Origin of the sequence: Lagierella sp., from assembly GCF_029983815.1 — a bacterium.
Taxonomy (GTDB): Bacteria; Bacillota; Clostridia; order Tissierellales; family Peptoniphilaceae; genus Mediannikoviicoccus.
The window spans coordinates 23,998-39,766 of the sequence record NZ_JASBYU010000006.1 but is presented as its reverse complement, the minus strand read 5'-3'; the positions used below and the strand labels follow the sequence as shown (position 1 = coordinate 39,766).

Here is a 15,769-nt window from a genome sequence, read left to right as displayed (position 1 = left end):
TATGATATTAGTAGTAGACTTTGGCGGTCAGTACAATCAATTAATCGCCAGAAGAGTCAGGGACTTAAACGTATACTGTGAAGTGGTTCCCTATACAAAAGCTCTAGAGAAAGTTAAGGAAAAGTCACCGGAGGGAATCATCTTTACCGGTGGCCCAAACTCCGTATACATTGAGGATGCACCGAAGATAGAAAAGGAAATATTTGAACTTGGTGTTCCAATACTTGGACTTTGCTACGGTATGCAGATTATGGCCCACTTACTAGGAGGAGAGGTCAAAGACTCTAGCCAAAGGGAGTTTGGTAAAACGGAATTTAGAACTGAAGAAAATGAAATCTTTAGTGGCGTGCCACAAAATAGTACTGTATGGATGAGCCATGTGGACAAGGTTGTAAAATTGCCAGAAGGATTTGAAAACATTGGCCATACTTCAAATACTGAAATTGCAGCTATGGTAAATGGTGATAAAAAACTTTATGCACTACAATTTCATCCAGAGGTTAACCATTCAGAATATGGTTTAAAGATGATAGAAAACTTTTTAGTAAATATTTGTAATGCAAAACGGGACTGGACCATGGCAAACTACGCTAAAGTTGCAATAGATGAGACTAGAAAGACCGTTGGAGACAAGAAGGTTCTATTGGCCCTATCAGGAGGAGTGGACTCTTCAGTTGTCGCAGCACTACTTTCAAAGGCGTTAGGAGACCAGCTAACCTGTATCTTTGTAGACCATGGTCTAATGAGAAAAAATGAAGGTGACGAAGTAGAAGAGGCTTTCAAGGACTCTGGTATGAACTTTATCAGAGTCAATGCAAAGGACAGATTCCTTAGTAAATTAAAGGGCGTTACAGACCCAGAAAAGAAGAGAAAGGCCATAGGAGAAGAGTTTATAAGAGTTTTCGAAGATGAAGCAAAGAAAATTGGAAAAGTTGACTTCTTAGCACAAGGAACCATCTACCCTGACATAATCGAATCCGGAGTTGGTGATGCTGCGGTAATTAAGTCCCACCACAACGTAGGAGGACTTCCAGACGTAGTAGATTTTAAAGGACTTATAGAACCATTACGACTATTATTTAAGGACGAAGTTAGAAAACTTGGGAAAGAACTAGGCCTTGCAGAGGTTTTAGTAAATAGACAACCATTCCCAGGACCAGGCCTTGGAATAAGAGTGATGGGAGAAGTTACAGAAGATAAACTTGAAATCCTTCGCGATGCTGACTTTATCTTTAGAGAAGAACTAGAGAAGAACAAAGTGGAAAATCTATCCCAATACTTCGCAGTCCTAACAGAAAATAGAACAGTAGGAGTCATGGGAGACTTTAGAACCTACGACTACACCTTGGCATTAAGAGCAGTCCACACAACCGACTTTATGACTGCCGACTGGGTTAGAATACCATACGAAGTGCTGGACAAAGTGTCCGTGAGGATAATAAACGAAGTAGACCATATCAATAGAATAGTGTATGATGTGACAAGCAAACCACCAGCGACAATCGAGTGGGAGTAGGGGAAGAATCTGAAAAGATAACAATAGTTCGAAGCTTTGTTAAATTAAGAAGAAAAATAATTTCAAGGCGGTGAGGTCTCTGTACTGCACCGTCTTTTTTGATACATTTAATAATCATGGATTTATTGATACAATAATAGAATAAGCTTCATATTTATGTAAGCGATAGATGGAAATATTAAAGTTATTAAAATATTTATTAAAACACCAATAGACAAAATATGAACAAAAAAGATTTTTAATGGAAAATTGGATCGATTTGCTAAAACATCAAAGATGCCAATAGACGAGTTTATTTCAATATATGTTTTACATAGAATAGTAAAAGCTTTAGAGATTGATTTTTGGGATATGATGATTATGATTAGAGTTAAGGACCTCTACTTCACAAAATAATCAAGAGTAAATTAAAACGGGGTGATGGTTTTGGAAATAATAGACAATGTGAATAAGATTTTAAAAGATGAATTGTCTCTTGAAATAACAAAAGGCAGTAAGATCTCGATTGCAGCAGCGAGTTTTTCTATCTATGCTTTTGATCAATTAAAAAGAGAACTTACTAATGTTGAAGAACTTCGCTTTATATTTACTTCCGCTACTTTTATTAATGAAGAACCTAAAAAAGAGAAGCGAGAGTTTTATATTCCAAGAAGAGAAAGGGAACAAAACTTATATGGGTCTGAATTTGAAGTCAAGCTCAGAAATGAAATGACTCAAAAAGCTATTGCCAAAGAGTGTGCTGAATGGATAAGAGAAAAAGCTATTTTTAAGTCAAATATAACTAATGAAAACATGATGGGATTTATTAATGTCGATGACAAGAGTTACATGCCTATTGACAGTTTTACTACTGTAGATTTAGGTGTTGAACGAGGAAATAATGCATATTATATGATTCAAAAGTCGTCAAGTCCCATGAGTAAAGTTTATCTAAATCTGTTCGAAGAAATATGGAATGATAAAACAAAACTACAAGAAGTAACAGAAAAAGTGATAGAGAATATTACGATGGTTTATAACGAGAATTCTCCAGATTATCTTTACTTTTTCACTTTGTATAATATTTTTAATGAGTTTTTAGAAGATATTTCTGAGGATGAATTAGCAAATGAAGCTACAGGCTTCAAAGAAAGTAAAATTTGGAATATGCTCTATAACTTTCAAGAAGATGCAGTTTTAGCAATCATTAATAAACTGGAAAAATATAATGGCTGTATCCTAGCGGATTCTGTAGGTTTAGGAAAAACTTTTACTGCTCTTGCTGTAATTAAATACTACGAGAACCGTAATAAGTCAGTTTTAGTGTTATGCCCTAAGAAGTTAGCCAATAACTGGAACACTTATAAGGACAACTATATTAATAATCCTGTAGCAGAAGATAGGATGAATTACGATGTTCTTTTCCATACAGATTTAAACAGAGAGAAGGGAAAATCTAACGGTCTTGATTTAAGTCGAATAAATTGGGGGAACTACGATTTATTAGTTATAGATGAATCTCATAACTTTAGAAATGGTGGAAAGATTTCTGGCGATGATAATAAAGAAAATAGATATTTACGCCTCTTGAATAAAGTAATAAGAAAAGGCGTAAAGACAAAAGTGTTAATGTTGTCTGCTACACCTGTTAATAACCGTTTTATAGATTTAAAGAATCAATTAGCTCTAGCCTTTGAAGGTGAGAGTGAACTATTAGATAGGAAGCTAAAAACAAAAAAGAGTACTGATGATGTTTTCAAACAAGCACAAACAGCGTTTAATAGTTGGACAAAATTGGACGTAGAGGAAAGAACCACAAATCAGATTCTAAAAAAGTTAGATTATGATTTCTTTGAGTTGTTAGATAGTGTAACCATTGCAAGATCTAGGAAACATATCCAAAAATACTATGATACAACAGCTATAGGTGCTTTTCCAAAAAGAAATATACCAATTTCCAAACGACCCGGTTTGACAGATTTAGAAAAAGCCATTACTTATAATGAAATATTTGAGCAATTAAGTTTACTACAGCTTTGTATTTATACACCTACAGACTATATTCTGCCCAGTAAGTTAAATAAGTATGTAGAAAAGTATGATTCAAAGCATGTAAATGGTAAACTGACTCAAAGTGGACGGGAAAAAGGAATTAGACGACTTATGTCAATTAATCTAATGAAAAGAATGGAAAGTTCAGTTCATTCATTCAAGCTTACATTAAATCGTATTAATAAATTAATAATTGATACCATTCAAGAAATAGAGAACTATGAGAAAAATTCAAAATCAAAATCTCTATTTATGGAAGATTACTCCAATCTTGATTTTGATGAAGATGACAAAGAAGATGATGTATTTGTTATTGGACGAAAAGTTCGAATTGAAATAGAAGATATGGATTATAAAACATGGAAGCGTGAGCTAATAGAAGATAAAGAGATTCTAGACCTTCTATTATCTTTTATTTCTGATATTACAGCCGAACATGACAAAAAGTTGAAGACGCTATTTGAGGTAATTGATGAAAAACAAAATAATCCTATTAATAAAGGAAATAAGAAAATTCTGATCTTTACAGCCTTTGCTGATACTGCAGATTATTTATATACCAATGTCAGTCAATATGTAAAGGATAAATATAATATTGATTCAGCTATAGTAACAGGTTCTACCGAGGGAAAGACAACAATTAAAGGTGTTGGAACTGATCTGAATACTGTTTTAACGCTATTTTCTCCTGTATCAAAAGACAAGGAACTTCTCCTTCCAGATTTAAATGAAGAAGTAGATATTTTAATTGCAACTGACGTTATATCAGAGGGTCAAAATCTGCAAGATTGTGATTATTTGATTAACTATGATATTCATTGGAACCCTGTGCGTATCATTCAAAGGTTTGGACGTATTGATCGTATTGGTAGCACAAATGAATGTGTTCAGCTTGTAAACTTTTGGCCTGACATTACTTTAGATGAATATATCAATTTAAAAGCTAGAGTTGAGACAAGAATGAAGATTGTAGATATGACAGCAACTGGAGATGATAACGTACTTTCGCCGGAAGAAAAGGGTGAATTAGAATATAGAAAGAAGCAGCTGGAAAAATTGCAAAAAGAAGTAGTTGACATTGAAGATATGGATACAGGAATATCAATAATGGATTTAGGATTAAACGAGTTTCGTCTGGATTTACTTGACTATATTAAAAAGCACCCGGAACTTGAAAAAGCACCCAAAGGGATGAATGCCATAGTTGAATCTACAGATGAGCTTCCTGCTGGTGTTATTTTCGTCCTTAGGAATATAGAGGAAAGCATAAATATTAATAGTCAGAATAGGCTTCATCCATTCTATATGGTCTATATAACAGAAGAAGGAGAGATAATAACTGATCACTTAGATCCAAAAGAACTTTTAGATAAGCTTAGACTCCTAAGTAAAGGCAAGAAGGAAGCAGACTTGAACCTATGTAAAGCTTTCAATAATGATACAGATGATGGGAAAGACATGAGTTTTTATTCAGGATTATTACAAGAAGCAATTACATCGATTATAGACGTTAAAGACGAAAGTGATATAGATAGTTTCCTAAGTGGTAAAGAGATGAGTTTTTTATCTGAGTCAATTGAAGGCTTGGATGACTTTGAACTGATAAGTTTTTTAGTGGTGAAGGACAGGGAGAAGAAATATGTTTAATTTACCTAAATCAACTAAAATCAAGAAAAATATATATAAAAACACCATCTATAAAAAATTTTCTAATGAACTAATAGGAAAGAAAAAAGAAAACTTTGACAAGGAAATAAAGAAAATTACAATCACAAATGAAATCTCAGAACAATCAATAAGTGTTAAACCTACTGAAGAAGTTTCAGCGATTTTTCTTGTTTTAGTAGAGCTTAAGATAAAGGAGTTTAATGAGGCTAATATAAGCTTGGTTTCAAGGCTTTTTGGACAGAGAATTTTACTGATTTTGAAATATGAGGATAAATATAAGTTAGCTATCTATGAAACAAGACTACTCATGGGGGAATGGAAAGAAATAGACCAGATAAATGTAAAGATTCAAGGACTTGATTTATCTTCTGTCTGGGATAATTTCGTAATACAAGTTGGTAAGTTTGAAGTTGAAGAAGGAAACAGTCTTGTTGAACAAATAGAGATAGAAGAGGAAAAAGAGAAGCTTAAACAAAAGATAGAAAAGACAGAGAAAAAAGCTAGAAAAGAACAACAGGCAAAGAAAAAATTTGAAATTTTTAAAAAATTGAAAGAATATAAAAGAGAGTTAGAGGAGATGTAAATGGAAAAGTTAGAAATGCAAACAAAAAATTTAGCAAATGAAAAGTATGAGAAGTTAAAAGAACTTTTTCCAAATGCTATTACTGAAACAATAGATGATGAAGGAAACCTAATAAGAGCAATTGATAAAGATATTCTTATGCAGGAAATCTCAACTGAGGTGGTAGAAGGTAGAGAAGAAAGGTATCAATTTACATGGCCTGACAAGAGGAAGGCTATTGTAACTGCAAATGAACCAATTTCTAAAACCTTAAGACCTTGCAAGGAAGAAAGTGTTAACTTCGATAATACCCAAAACCTTTATATAGAAGGAGATAATCTAGAAGTACTAAAACTCTTACAAGAAACATATCTTGGAAAAATTAAGATGATCTATATAGATCCACCATACAATACAGGAAAGGATTTCGTTTACAATGACAACTTTTCTATGGATAAAGATGACTACTTAGAAGACAGTGGTCAGTATGATGAAGAAGGGAATAGACTAGAGAAAAATTTGGAGTCTAATGGGCGTTTTCATACAGATTGGCTTAATATGATGTACTCAAGGTTAAAGCTTGCTAGGAATTTGTTAAGTGATGATGGAGCTATTTTAATCTCTATAGGAGATATTTAACAGTCGAACCTAAATAAACTATGTGATGAAGTATTTGGAAATTCTAATTTTATTGCTAATGTTGTATGGGCAAATCGTGAAGGTGGTGGGTCTTCAGACTCTAAGCATTTTAGAATAAAACATGAATATTGTCTTGTATATGCAAAAAACAAGGATTCTTTAGAAATAAATGGTATAGATGTTGAGGATACGGATAGGTATAGGTTGTCTGATAAATATGAAAAAGAACGAGGAAGACATCAACTTATTAAATTAGACAGTGCTAGTTTAGGATATATTGCTTCTCTTGATTACGGAATAAATGCGCCAGATGGGAGTACAATTTTTCCTAATAAAGGAAAAGAGAAAATTAGTCGTTGGCGTTGGTCTAAAGAAAAACTAAAATGGGGTATTAAAAATGATTATGTTGTTGTGAAGAAAGACAGAAACGGAAACTGGGCTGTTTATACAAAACAATATCTAAATGCTGATAATGAGGGAAATATTATTAGAAGAACATTACAGCCTATGGGTATAATAGAAAAATACTCTACAACTCAATCAAATAAAGAATTGAAAAGTTTATTCAATAATAAATCAATTTTTAGCTATTCTAAGCCGGAAAAATATATAAAATATCTAATATACTTGATATCAAAAAAAGATTCAATCATTCTCGATTTCTTTTCCGGCTCAGCAACTACTGCCCATGCAACAATGCAATTAAATGCCGAAGATGGCGGCAATCGTAAATTTATCATGGTGCAAATACCTGAAGAAACTGATGAAAAATCTGAAGCCTATAAGGCAGGATACAAAAATATATGTGAAATCGGTAAAGAACGTATTCGCAGAGCGGGTAAAAAGATTTTAGAAGATAATAAGGACAAAAAAGGAATAGAAAACCTAGATAGTGGATTTAGAGTGTTAAAAACAGATTCTTCTAATATGAAGGATGTTTACTATGCCCCAGTTCAGACAGAGCAAAATTTTCTTGATTCACTTTCTGATAATATAAAAGAGGATAGGTCTTCAGAAGATTTATTATTCCAAGTTATGTTAGATTTAGGAATAGAATTGTCTAGTAAAATTGAAAAGAAGGTTATTGACGAAAAAGAGGTTCTAATAGTTGAGGACGGATTTTTAATAGCTTGTTTTGATAAAAACATCACTGAAAAAACCGTAAAAGCAATAGCTGAAAAAGAGCCATACTATGCAGTATTTAGAGACTCTTCTATGGCAAGCGACAGCTTGGCAACAAACTTTGAACAAATATTTGAAAGTCTTAGTCCGCAAACAATAAGAAAGGTAATTTAGTATGAAATTTAATTTTAAGATTCAAGAATATCAGACAGATGCTGTAAATAGTGTTGTAAACTGCTTTATCGGTCAAAGGTATTCAGATGGTCTTAGCTATAGGAGAGATATTGGAAATATTAAGGATAAAAAGCTCTATTCACAGACTTATTTTGACTTAGAGGAGGATAAATCTACCTATAACTTTAAAGACGACTATGATGAAACAGGTTTTAAGAATGCAAAATTAACAATTTCGCCTGAAGAATTCCTATCAAATATAAGAAAGGTGCAGCAAAATAACAATGTTTCAATTTCTGATTCCTTGGTTGGAGATTTTGGTGCAGGTTCTTTAGATATTGAGATGGAAACTGGAACAGGTAAGACTTATGTTTATATAAAGACTATGTTTGAGCTTAACAGAAAATATGGCTGGTCTAAATTTATTGTTGTAGTTCCTTCGATTGCTATTCGTGAAGGGGTAAAAAAGTCATTTGAGATGACGGGCGACCATTTTATGGAAGAGTATCAAAAGAAGGTAAGGTTTTTTGTTTATGATAGCAAAAATTTAAATCAGCTGGATTCCTACTCTAGCAATTCAGGAATTAATTGTATGATTATCAACATGCAGGCTTTCAATACCTCTTTAAAAGAAGGTGGTAGAAGCAAGGATGCAAGGATTATCTATAGCAAGCGTGATGAGTTTGGATCAAGAAGACCTATTGACGTAATAAAGGCTAACAACCCAATCTTAATTTTAGATGAACCTCAAAAGATGGGCGGAAAGGCTACCCAAAAGGCCCTGAAAAACTTTAATCCTCTTTTTACACTTAATTATTCTGCAACTCATTCTAAAAAACATAATCTAGTATATGCCCTAGATGCAGTAGATGCATATAACCAAAAGCTTGTTAAAAAGATTGAAGTTAAAGGCTTTAAAGTTAAGAATTTTAGAGGTACTGATAAATATCTTTATTTAGAGAGCATCATTTTATCTCCGAAAGAACCACCTAAGGCCAGGATTGAATTTGAAATAGCCTATAAGAAATCAATTAATAGGGAAACTCGAATTCTTTCAGTTGATGACAATTTATATGAACTTTCAAATGAAATGGAGCAGTACAAAGGCTATAGAATATCTGATATCGATCCTATTCAAGGAACTGTAAGTTTTATAAATGGTGAAACAATTAAAAAAGGTGATCTTGTCGGGGATGTTTCTGAAAAGGATATGAGGCGAATACAAATTAGAGAAACTATCCTATCCCATTTTGAGAAAGAAGAGCAATTATTCAATAAGGGAATAAAGACCCTATCCTTGTTCTTTATTGATGAGGTATCAAAATATCGTCAATATGATGAAGAAGGAAATGAGCTTTTAGGAGAGTATGGTGAAATTTTCGAAAGAGAATATACTGATATCCTAAATGACTACATCACTATCTTTGACACACCATATCAAAAATATCTAAAAAACATAGAGGTTGAAAATACTCATAAAGGCTATTTTTCAATAGATAAAAAGGGACGCTCTATTAATAGCAAGGTAAAAAGAGGATCTGATGTTTCTGATGATATCTCTGCTTATGATCTAATTTTAAAGAACAAGGAAAGATTATTAAGTTTTGATGAACCCACCAGATTCATATTTTCTCACTCAGCACTTAGAGAAGGCTGGGATAATCCAAATGTATTCCAAATTTGTACTTTGAAACATGGTACATCTACAATTATGAAACGTCAGGAAGTGGGTCGAGGTCTTCGTATCTGTGTTGATAGTGATGGAGAAAGAATGGATCAGGAAAGACTAGGTTCTTCACAAGTACACAAAATCAATAAGCTAACTGTAATCGCAAGTGAATCATATAAAGATTTTGTAAATGATCTTCAAAAAGAAATTAAAGAAAATCTTTATGATAGGCCAAGAAAAGCTTCTATCGATTACTTTGAGGGGAAGAATGTTATTTTAGATGGAAATAACCACTCTGTAACTGTCCAAGAAGCAAGTATGATTTATCAATACTTAGTCAAAAATGACTATATTTCTATGGATGGTAATGATACAATCACAGAAAAATACCATGAAGATTTAAAAAATAACAATTTGGCTGATTTACCTAAAGAACTACTTCTTATGGGAGAGAGTATTCATAAATTAATTCAAAGTGTCTTCAACGATTCAATCTTAGATGACATGATTGATGATGGCAATGAAACAAAAATTCGTGATAATGACTTCAATGAAAATTTCTATAAAAAAGAATTTCAGACTTTATGGTCATATATCAATCATAAATATGCTTATACAGTTTCTTTTGATAGTGATGAGCTTATTAAAAAGGCAATCAAATCGATAGATAATGACTTATATGTATCAAAACTTCAATATACAATATCCCGTTCTGAGCAAAGGGAAGACTTAACAGCTGATTGTGTTAAAGAAGGAACTTCATTTGAATCAGCTAGGTCAAGAACTGTTTCATTAGAGCATTTTGAAACAAGCCAAATAAAATATGATTTAATTGGGAAGATTTCAGAATTAACTATCTTGACTCGTAAAACTGTAGTTGAAATACTAAAGGGAATTCGACCTGATAAATTTGAAATGTACAAAAACAATCCTGAGGAGTTTATTAGTAAAGTTTCTAGATTAATCAAAGAACAGAAAGCAACTATGATTGTCGAGCATATTTCGTATGATGAGATTGATGGTAAATATGATACATCAATTTTCACATCTGAAAAAAATAGTAGTTTAGAAAAAGCCTTCCAAGCGAAAAAGCATATTCAACCTTATGTATTTACAGATGGTTCTGCTGAAAAATCGGTAGAAAGACAATTTGCTGAAGACTTAGATGGTGCTGATGAAGTATGTGTTTATGCGAAATTGCCTAGAGGATTTTCAATCCCTACTCCAGTAGGAAACTATAGTCCTGACTGGGCTATTGCATTTAAAGCAGGAACAGTAAAACATATCTTCTTTATAGCTGAAACAAAAGGAACAATGGAAAGTCTACAGCTAAGACCTATTGAAAAAGCAAAGATATCATGTGCCAGAAAGTTATTTAATCATTTATCAACAGAAGATGTTGTTTATCATGATGTAGATAGTTACCAGAGCTTATTGAATATTATGCCTACAATTGAGAAAAATATATAAGCAGGTAATTAAGAATGAAGAAAGTTGGACCATAATGAATAAAATTAGTATAACATATAAAGTAATTCCTGATTTGGATAGTGTTATTGATTTATATAATGATGCTAATTGGACTTCTTATACTTCTAATCCTATACAGTTGGAAAATGCGCTAAGGAACTCTTTGAAGGTTTGGACAGCCTGGGATGGTGATTTGCTAGTAGGATTAGCAAGAGTTGTCGGAGATGGTTATACCATTATCTATATACAGGACATTTTGGTTTTAAAGTCATATCAGTGTAAAGGACTAGGAAGTCTTCTATTAAATACAATCCTTGAAGAATATCAAGAATTACGACAAATTGTTTTGTTGACTGATGATTCAGAAAAGTCTGTAAAATTCTATGAAAAGAATGGGCTTAAACCGGTAGGAAAGAACAACTGCGTAGCTTTTATGAAGTAGAGTTATTAATGTAAAATTCAACTTTGTTCAAATTTGCGCATCACTTGTTTAAGATTTACGTATCATTTGCAACATAAAATTTACGTTGCACTTAAAAATGAGTCGATAATTATTAAAAGGCTTCCAAAGGATATCTATGAGCAAAGTGTAGCAGGTTTTAGATTTAAAAGAAAATTAAATACATTTACTAATTTTAAATTGATTATTAGTTATTAGGGTAAATATGTAAACAAAGCGTATTTTGAATGTGTTTAAAGTTTAAAAAAGGTGGACTATGAAAAAGAAAATTAAATTACTGAATAATACCATAAGATTCATGGTGCATGGCGAACAACTTGTTAAAAATCCCTAGAATTAAGTCTTATATTTCTTTCAAGACTTTAAAATACAGAACGATTATACAGAAATATAAACTAGTTTATAACTTGAAAGATAAAGTTTAAAAGTGGTTTACTAATAACATATAACTAAAGAAAGGATTTATATGAATCAAGTAAAATATTAAGTTTTTCTCAGTTCAACTTTTAAAGACTTAAATGAAGAAAAAAAGTGATAGATTTTTGTGGTTATTATATATTAATCATTTGAAGTAGAATTACCTACTTGTGATCCTGCAATAGATTATGGTGGATATATCTAGCCGATATGGAGGAATCTAAAATTGCTGAATATTTCGCAAACAATAAATTTGAAGACTATGGAATAGTAGTTTGGTATTAACGGGATAATATAAATCATGAACAAATAACTTTCTAAAAAACTTGAGGGATCCCAAGGCTTAAAGAAAATAAAATAAAAATGCTAAGATTTTTGTGAACGATGTTAGTTTACATTTATCTAATGATAAAGAAATAAGTAGCAGATTTGAAAGGAATAAGAATGGCAAAAATAAAAAAAAGAGAAAATTTCTGCTCAAGGTTTTGATATTCAGATCTATACAGAAGATTTTAAAAATGACTATATAAGCTTAACTGATATAGCAAGATACAGAAACTCAGACGATCCAAGATTCGTAATTCAAAACTGGATGAGAAATAGAAATACACTTGAGTTTATAGGGCTATGGGAAGCTTTGAATAACCCTAATTTTAACCGTGTGCAATTCGACACGTTTAGAAGTGAAGCTGGGCTAAATAGATTTACAATGACACCAGGTAAGTGGATAAATTCTACAAATGCTATCGGTATAGTGTCAAAAGCTGGTCGTTATGGAGGAACATATGCTCACTATGATATTGCTATGGAATTTGCTTCTTGGTTATCTCCGGAGTTTAAATTATATATTATTCAAGACTATAAAAGGTTAAAGGAAGATGAAAACTCAAAGTTATCTCTTACTTGGAATCTACATAGAGAAATATCTAAAATCAATTATAAGATCCATACAGATGCAATTAAAGAGTATTTGTTAAAGGACCTTACTGATGAACAATTATCGTTTAAGTATGCAAGCGAAGCAGATATGTTAAATGTAGCTTTATTTAATAAAAGAGCAAGTACTTGGCGAAAAGAAAATCCTGCTTTAAAAGGAAATATAAGAGACTATGCAAGTCTTAATGAATTATTAGTGCTTGCTAATATGGAATCTTATAATGCGATATTAATAGAAAAAGGAATAGATCAAAAAGGAAGAATGATTGAACTAAGAAATCTTGCAAAGACACAACTAATGTCCTTAGATAAGTTAAATAAATTAGATATTAAAAAATTTCCGAAATAAAATTATTAGAAATGTTCAATCTGAAACTTGGATCTGTTTGGGTATAAAATTTTCCATATTAAAAAAATAAAAGTGGTAATTTGTATAGTTTAATATTATCCGTATACTAATATATAAAGAATGCGAGTAGGAAACAATGGTGGAGTATTTAGGAATATTTCTAAGTAGTTTAGTTTTAAGAAAGCTCAGGTCCGATTACTGGAGTTTTTGTGTTAATAGCGGGTTTAAACTTATGGGGTTTGTTTAGGATAATAGAAAAAAATGGTAGTAAGTTTTCAGACGGTTAAATCAGTTAATAATTATCGCCTAAAACTGCATAAGATTTAGGCGATAATTATGAATTTTCGGCGATAAAATTATAATAGACGAAAGAAAAACACTTGATAGTTTAAGAAATTTATATATATATTAGTGCGGAGTGCCGGAGTCGAACCGGTGTCCTTTGCTGATTACAGCACTGCGCCTCTCCGCTGCGCTATCTCCGCAAAATTAAGACAAAATTCACAGAAAAAATTTGAATCTAATAATATTATACCCATTTAATTCAGTTATACCAGGATTAGTAGGATTTAATTACATTCGAAGTAGATCCTAAAACATGTAATTTTAACTTTTTAACAAATTTGCGCATCACTTGGTCGAAATTTACGCATCATTTGCAACGCAAAAGTGCAACGCAAAATTTTACGTCGCACTTAAAAATGAATCGATAATTATTAAAAGGCTTCCAAAGACTATATATGAGCAAAGTGTAGCAGGTTTTAGATTTAAAAGAAATTTAAATACATTTACTAATTTTAAATTGATTATTAGTTATTGGGGTAAATATGTAAATAAACTGTATTTGGAATGTGTTTAAAGTTTAAAAGAGGTGGACTATGAAAAAGAAAATTGCACTACTGGTTTATCCAGAATTTAGTTTGCAGGAAATTGGCAACACTATTGCACTGTTTAGATGGTACTTTGAATCAAAAACTGTCGTGTTATCATCCAGCAAAGACTTTGTAAAATCTGAAGAAGGTGTTATCATTCAGCCTGAAAAGACATTGGATGAGTTTGATGTAAATGACTATGATTGTTTGATTTTACCGGGAATTAGTGACATCAGAGAATCTTTAAATGACCATAAGCTTATAGACTTTTTACGAGGTCTTAAGAAATACCCAGACTTCGTAATAGGTGCAATTTGTGGCGGTCCAATATTTTTATCCATGGCAGGACTACTTGATGACAAGAAGTTTACAAACCAACTTTATGTGGAAATGAATGAAAGACTTCCCTTTATCAAAGATGAAAACATACAATATAAGCCAATAGTAGTTGATGGGAACATAGTTACAGCAGTTGCAGATGCCTATGCAGATTTTCCTATAGCAATAGCAAGACTACTAGGATATGAATGTCCAGACAGCGCTTATAAACCATGTACTGACTTTGATGAGTCAGAGGAGAAGTATAAATATCATATGGATGAAGAAGGGATTAAGATTTTTGAAGAGGTATTTAAGGACTTTTTATAAGGTTTGATTCTGTGGATTGGAGCTTGATTTTAAGGATAATATTGGAAAAGTTAATTATTTAACTATCGCTTAATTTTTTATTAAAAATCACAAAGGAGGAAATTTTTATGAAATACTTACTACTCACCATATTCCTCATAGCCACTGCATACAATTTTTACCATGCAAGGAATATAAAATATCACACAAAGACTCCCGCTATTGTTAAAATCACTTTGCTCATTTTCACGCTATTCTCGGTTATGATATGTTTCAAATACGACAATACGATTGTTGGATATATCCTTGTTGCGGCTGGTATGGTTTTTGTGTTTTCTTTCACGAGAATTACTGGTATAAGTGATGGGGGATTTTTTGTTGATTTAAGTTCTATGATTGCAAAGTTTGTTCCTTTTGAGGCTGTGAAGGATTTAAGGGTTATAAATAAGGATGATTTAGAATTGCGTATTGTGGCCTATGGCACCACGTTTAAACAGGTTTATTCTAGGGTAGATAGTGAAAAAGTTATAAGTATTTTAAATTCAAATAATTTTTCTGACATGCCTGAAGTTAAGCATGAAAATCTAGGAAGGTAGAGACAAAGATGGATAGAATAAAGGAACTTCTTGAAGCAAAAGAGGCGGCTAATGAAGTTATAGATAGTATTGACAATGCTACAAGTTATCTTAATAGTGCCCGTACTTGGGGAAAGTGGGATATATTTGCAGGTGGGTTTATAACTAGCTTGTTAAAGAGAAATAAAATCAATAAGGCTAATCAATATATCTATGGAATAAGTGAGTCGCTTGAAAATTTAAATAAGGAATTGGCAGATGTGAATATGACTTTGCCTGAAAGTGTTAGGGATAGTATATCTGATAGAGCTTTGGACATGTGGTTTGATAATATATTTACGGACTTAAGGGTTCAGGGGGAGATTAAAGAATCCCTTAGACAACTTGCTGTTTTCAGAGAGTCTATTTTGGATTTAATTAAAAGATTGGATTTGGAGATTGAAAAGCTTGGAAAATAATTGGCGGTTTTAATTATCACAATTTCTTAACATACAGGGAATGGTATCAGTCATAGAAATTTTTGTTGTATGGACTATAGGATTGGGTATTAAAACTAATAGAGACAAATAAAGGCTTCATAACTTAAGGTTGTTGATAGAGTAAGGAATTAACACTAGGATTAATTAAATTAGTCGAGGAATCAAGATTTAAACTTTGTCTTCACACTTAAGATTAACAGCCT

At 32.0% G+C, this 15,769-nt stretch carries 9 protein-coding genes and 1 pseudogene; all 10 read left to right on the top strand.

What is annotated here, in order from left to right; all coding sequences use genetic code 11:
• Position 1 precedes the first annotated feature (1 nt).
• The 10 genes and pseudogenes from guaA to Q1K37_RS03910 all read left to right on the top strand — a co-directional run bounded on the left by guaA (position 2) and on the right by Q1K37_RS03910 (position 15,545).
• Positions 2 to 1,516 (top strand): glutamine-hydrolyzing GMP synthase, encoded by a 1,515-nt coding sequence (gene guaA / locus Q1K37_RS03955; protein WP_300409572.1) that lies wholly within the window; start codon positions 2 to 4, stop codon positions 1,514 to 1,516.
• A 426-nt stretch (positions 1,517 to 1,942) separates the two neighbouring features.
• The gene (locus Q1K37_RS03950; protein ID WP_300409570.1) at positions 1,943 to 5,194 is read left to right on the top strand and encodes a helicase-related protein; all 3,252 of its coding nucleotides are present in this window, start codon (positions 1,943 to 1,945) and stop codon (positions 5,192 to 5,194) included.
• Positions 5,187 to 5,798: a DUF4391 domain-containing protein gene (locus tag Q1K37_RS03945; RefSeq protein ID WP_300409568.1), complete on the top strand. Its 612-nt coding sequence runs from the start codon at positions 5,187 to 5,189 to the stop codon at positions 5,796 to 5,798. Before Q1K37_RS03950 ends, Q1K37_RS03945 begins: the two co-directional genes overlap by 8 nt.
• Positions 5,799 to 7,712: pseudogene (locus Q1K37_RS03940) on the top strand (site-specific DNA-methyltransferase).
• A 1-nt stretch (position 7,713) separates the two neighbouring features.
• Entirely contained in the window at positions 7,714 to 10,851 is a 3,138-nt protein-coding gene (locus Q1K37_RS03935) for a DEAD/DEAH box helicase family protein (RefSeq protein WP_300409566.1), read from the top strand.
• A 34-nt stretch (positions 10,852 to 10,885) separates the two neighbouring features.
• The gene (locus Q1K37_RS03930) at positions 10,886 to 11,293 is read left to right on the top strand and encodes a GNAT family N-acetyltransferase (RefSeq protein WP_300409564.1); all 408 of its coding nucleotides are present in this window, start codon (positions 10,886 to 10,888) and stop codon (positions 11,291 to 11,293) included.
• A 904-nt stretch (positions 11,294 to 12,197) separates the two neighbouring features.
• The gene (locus tag Q1K37_RS03925; RefSeq protein WP_300409631.1) at positions 12,198 to 13,013 is read left to right on the top strand and encodes a KilA-N domain-containing protein; all 816 of its coding nucleotides are present in this window, start codon (positions 12,198 to 12,200) and stop codon (positions 13,011 to 13,013) included.
• A gap of 878 nt (positions 13,014 to 13,891) precedes the next feature.
• Entirely contained in the window at positions 13,892 to 14,533 is a 642-nt protein-coding gene (locus tag Q1K37_RS03920; RefSeq protein ID WP_300409563.1) for a DJ-1/PfpI family protein, read from the top strand.
• Between the two features lie 107 nt (positions 14,534 to 14,640).
• On the top strand, positions 14,641 to 15,108 hold the full coding sequence (locus Q1K37_RS03915) for a hypothetical protein (RefSeq protein ID WP_300409561.1): 468 nt from the start codon (positions 14,641 to 14,643) through the stop codon (positions 15,106 to 15,108).
• 8 nt (positions 15,109 to 15,116) lie between these two features.
• Positions 15,117 to 15,545 carry a hypothetical protein gene (locus Q1K37_RS03910; protein WP_300409559.1) on the top strand — a complete coding sequence of 143 codons (429 nt, stop codon included), beginning with the start codon at positions 15,117 to 15,119 and terminating at the stop codon, positions 15,543 to 15,545.
• Positions 15,546 to 15,769: the final 224 nt, after the last annotated feature.

What these genes read in the sequence shown, in the direction of transcription:
- guaA (WP_300409572.1), top strand. Translation starts at nt 2, where the DNA reads ATGATATTAGTAGTAGACTTTGGCGGTCAGTACAATCAATTAATCGCC.
- Q1K37_RS03945 (WP_300409568.1), top strand. Translation starts at nt 5,187, where the DNA reads ATGTTTAATTTACCTAAATCAACTAAAATCAAGAAAAATATATATAAA.
- Q1K37_RS03935 (WP_300409566.1), top strand. Translation starts at nt 7,714, where the DNA reads ATGAAATTTAATTTTAAGATTCAAGAATATCAGACAGATGCTGTAAAT.
- Q1K37_RS03930 (WP_300409564.1), top strand. Translation starts at nt 10,886, where the DNA reads ATGAATAAAATTAGTATAACATATAAAGTAATTCCTGATTTGGATAGT.
- Q1K37_RS03920 (WP_300409563.1), top strand. Translation starts at nt 13,892, where the DNA reads ATGAAAAAGAAAATTGCACTACTGGTTTATCCAGAATTTAGTTTGCAG.
- Q1K37_RS03915 (WP_300409561.1), top strand. Translation starts at nt 14,641, where the DNA reads ATGAAATACTTACTACTCACCATATTCCTCATAGCCACTGCATACAAT.
- Q1K37_RS03910 (WP_300409559.1), top strand. Translation starts at nt 15,117, where the DNA reads ATGGATAGAATAAAGGAACTTCTTGAAGCAAAAGAGGCGGCTAATGAA.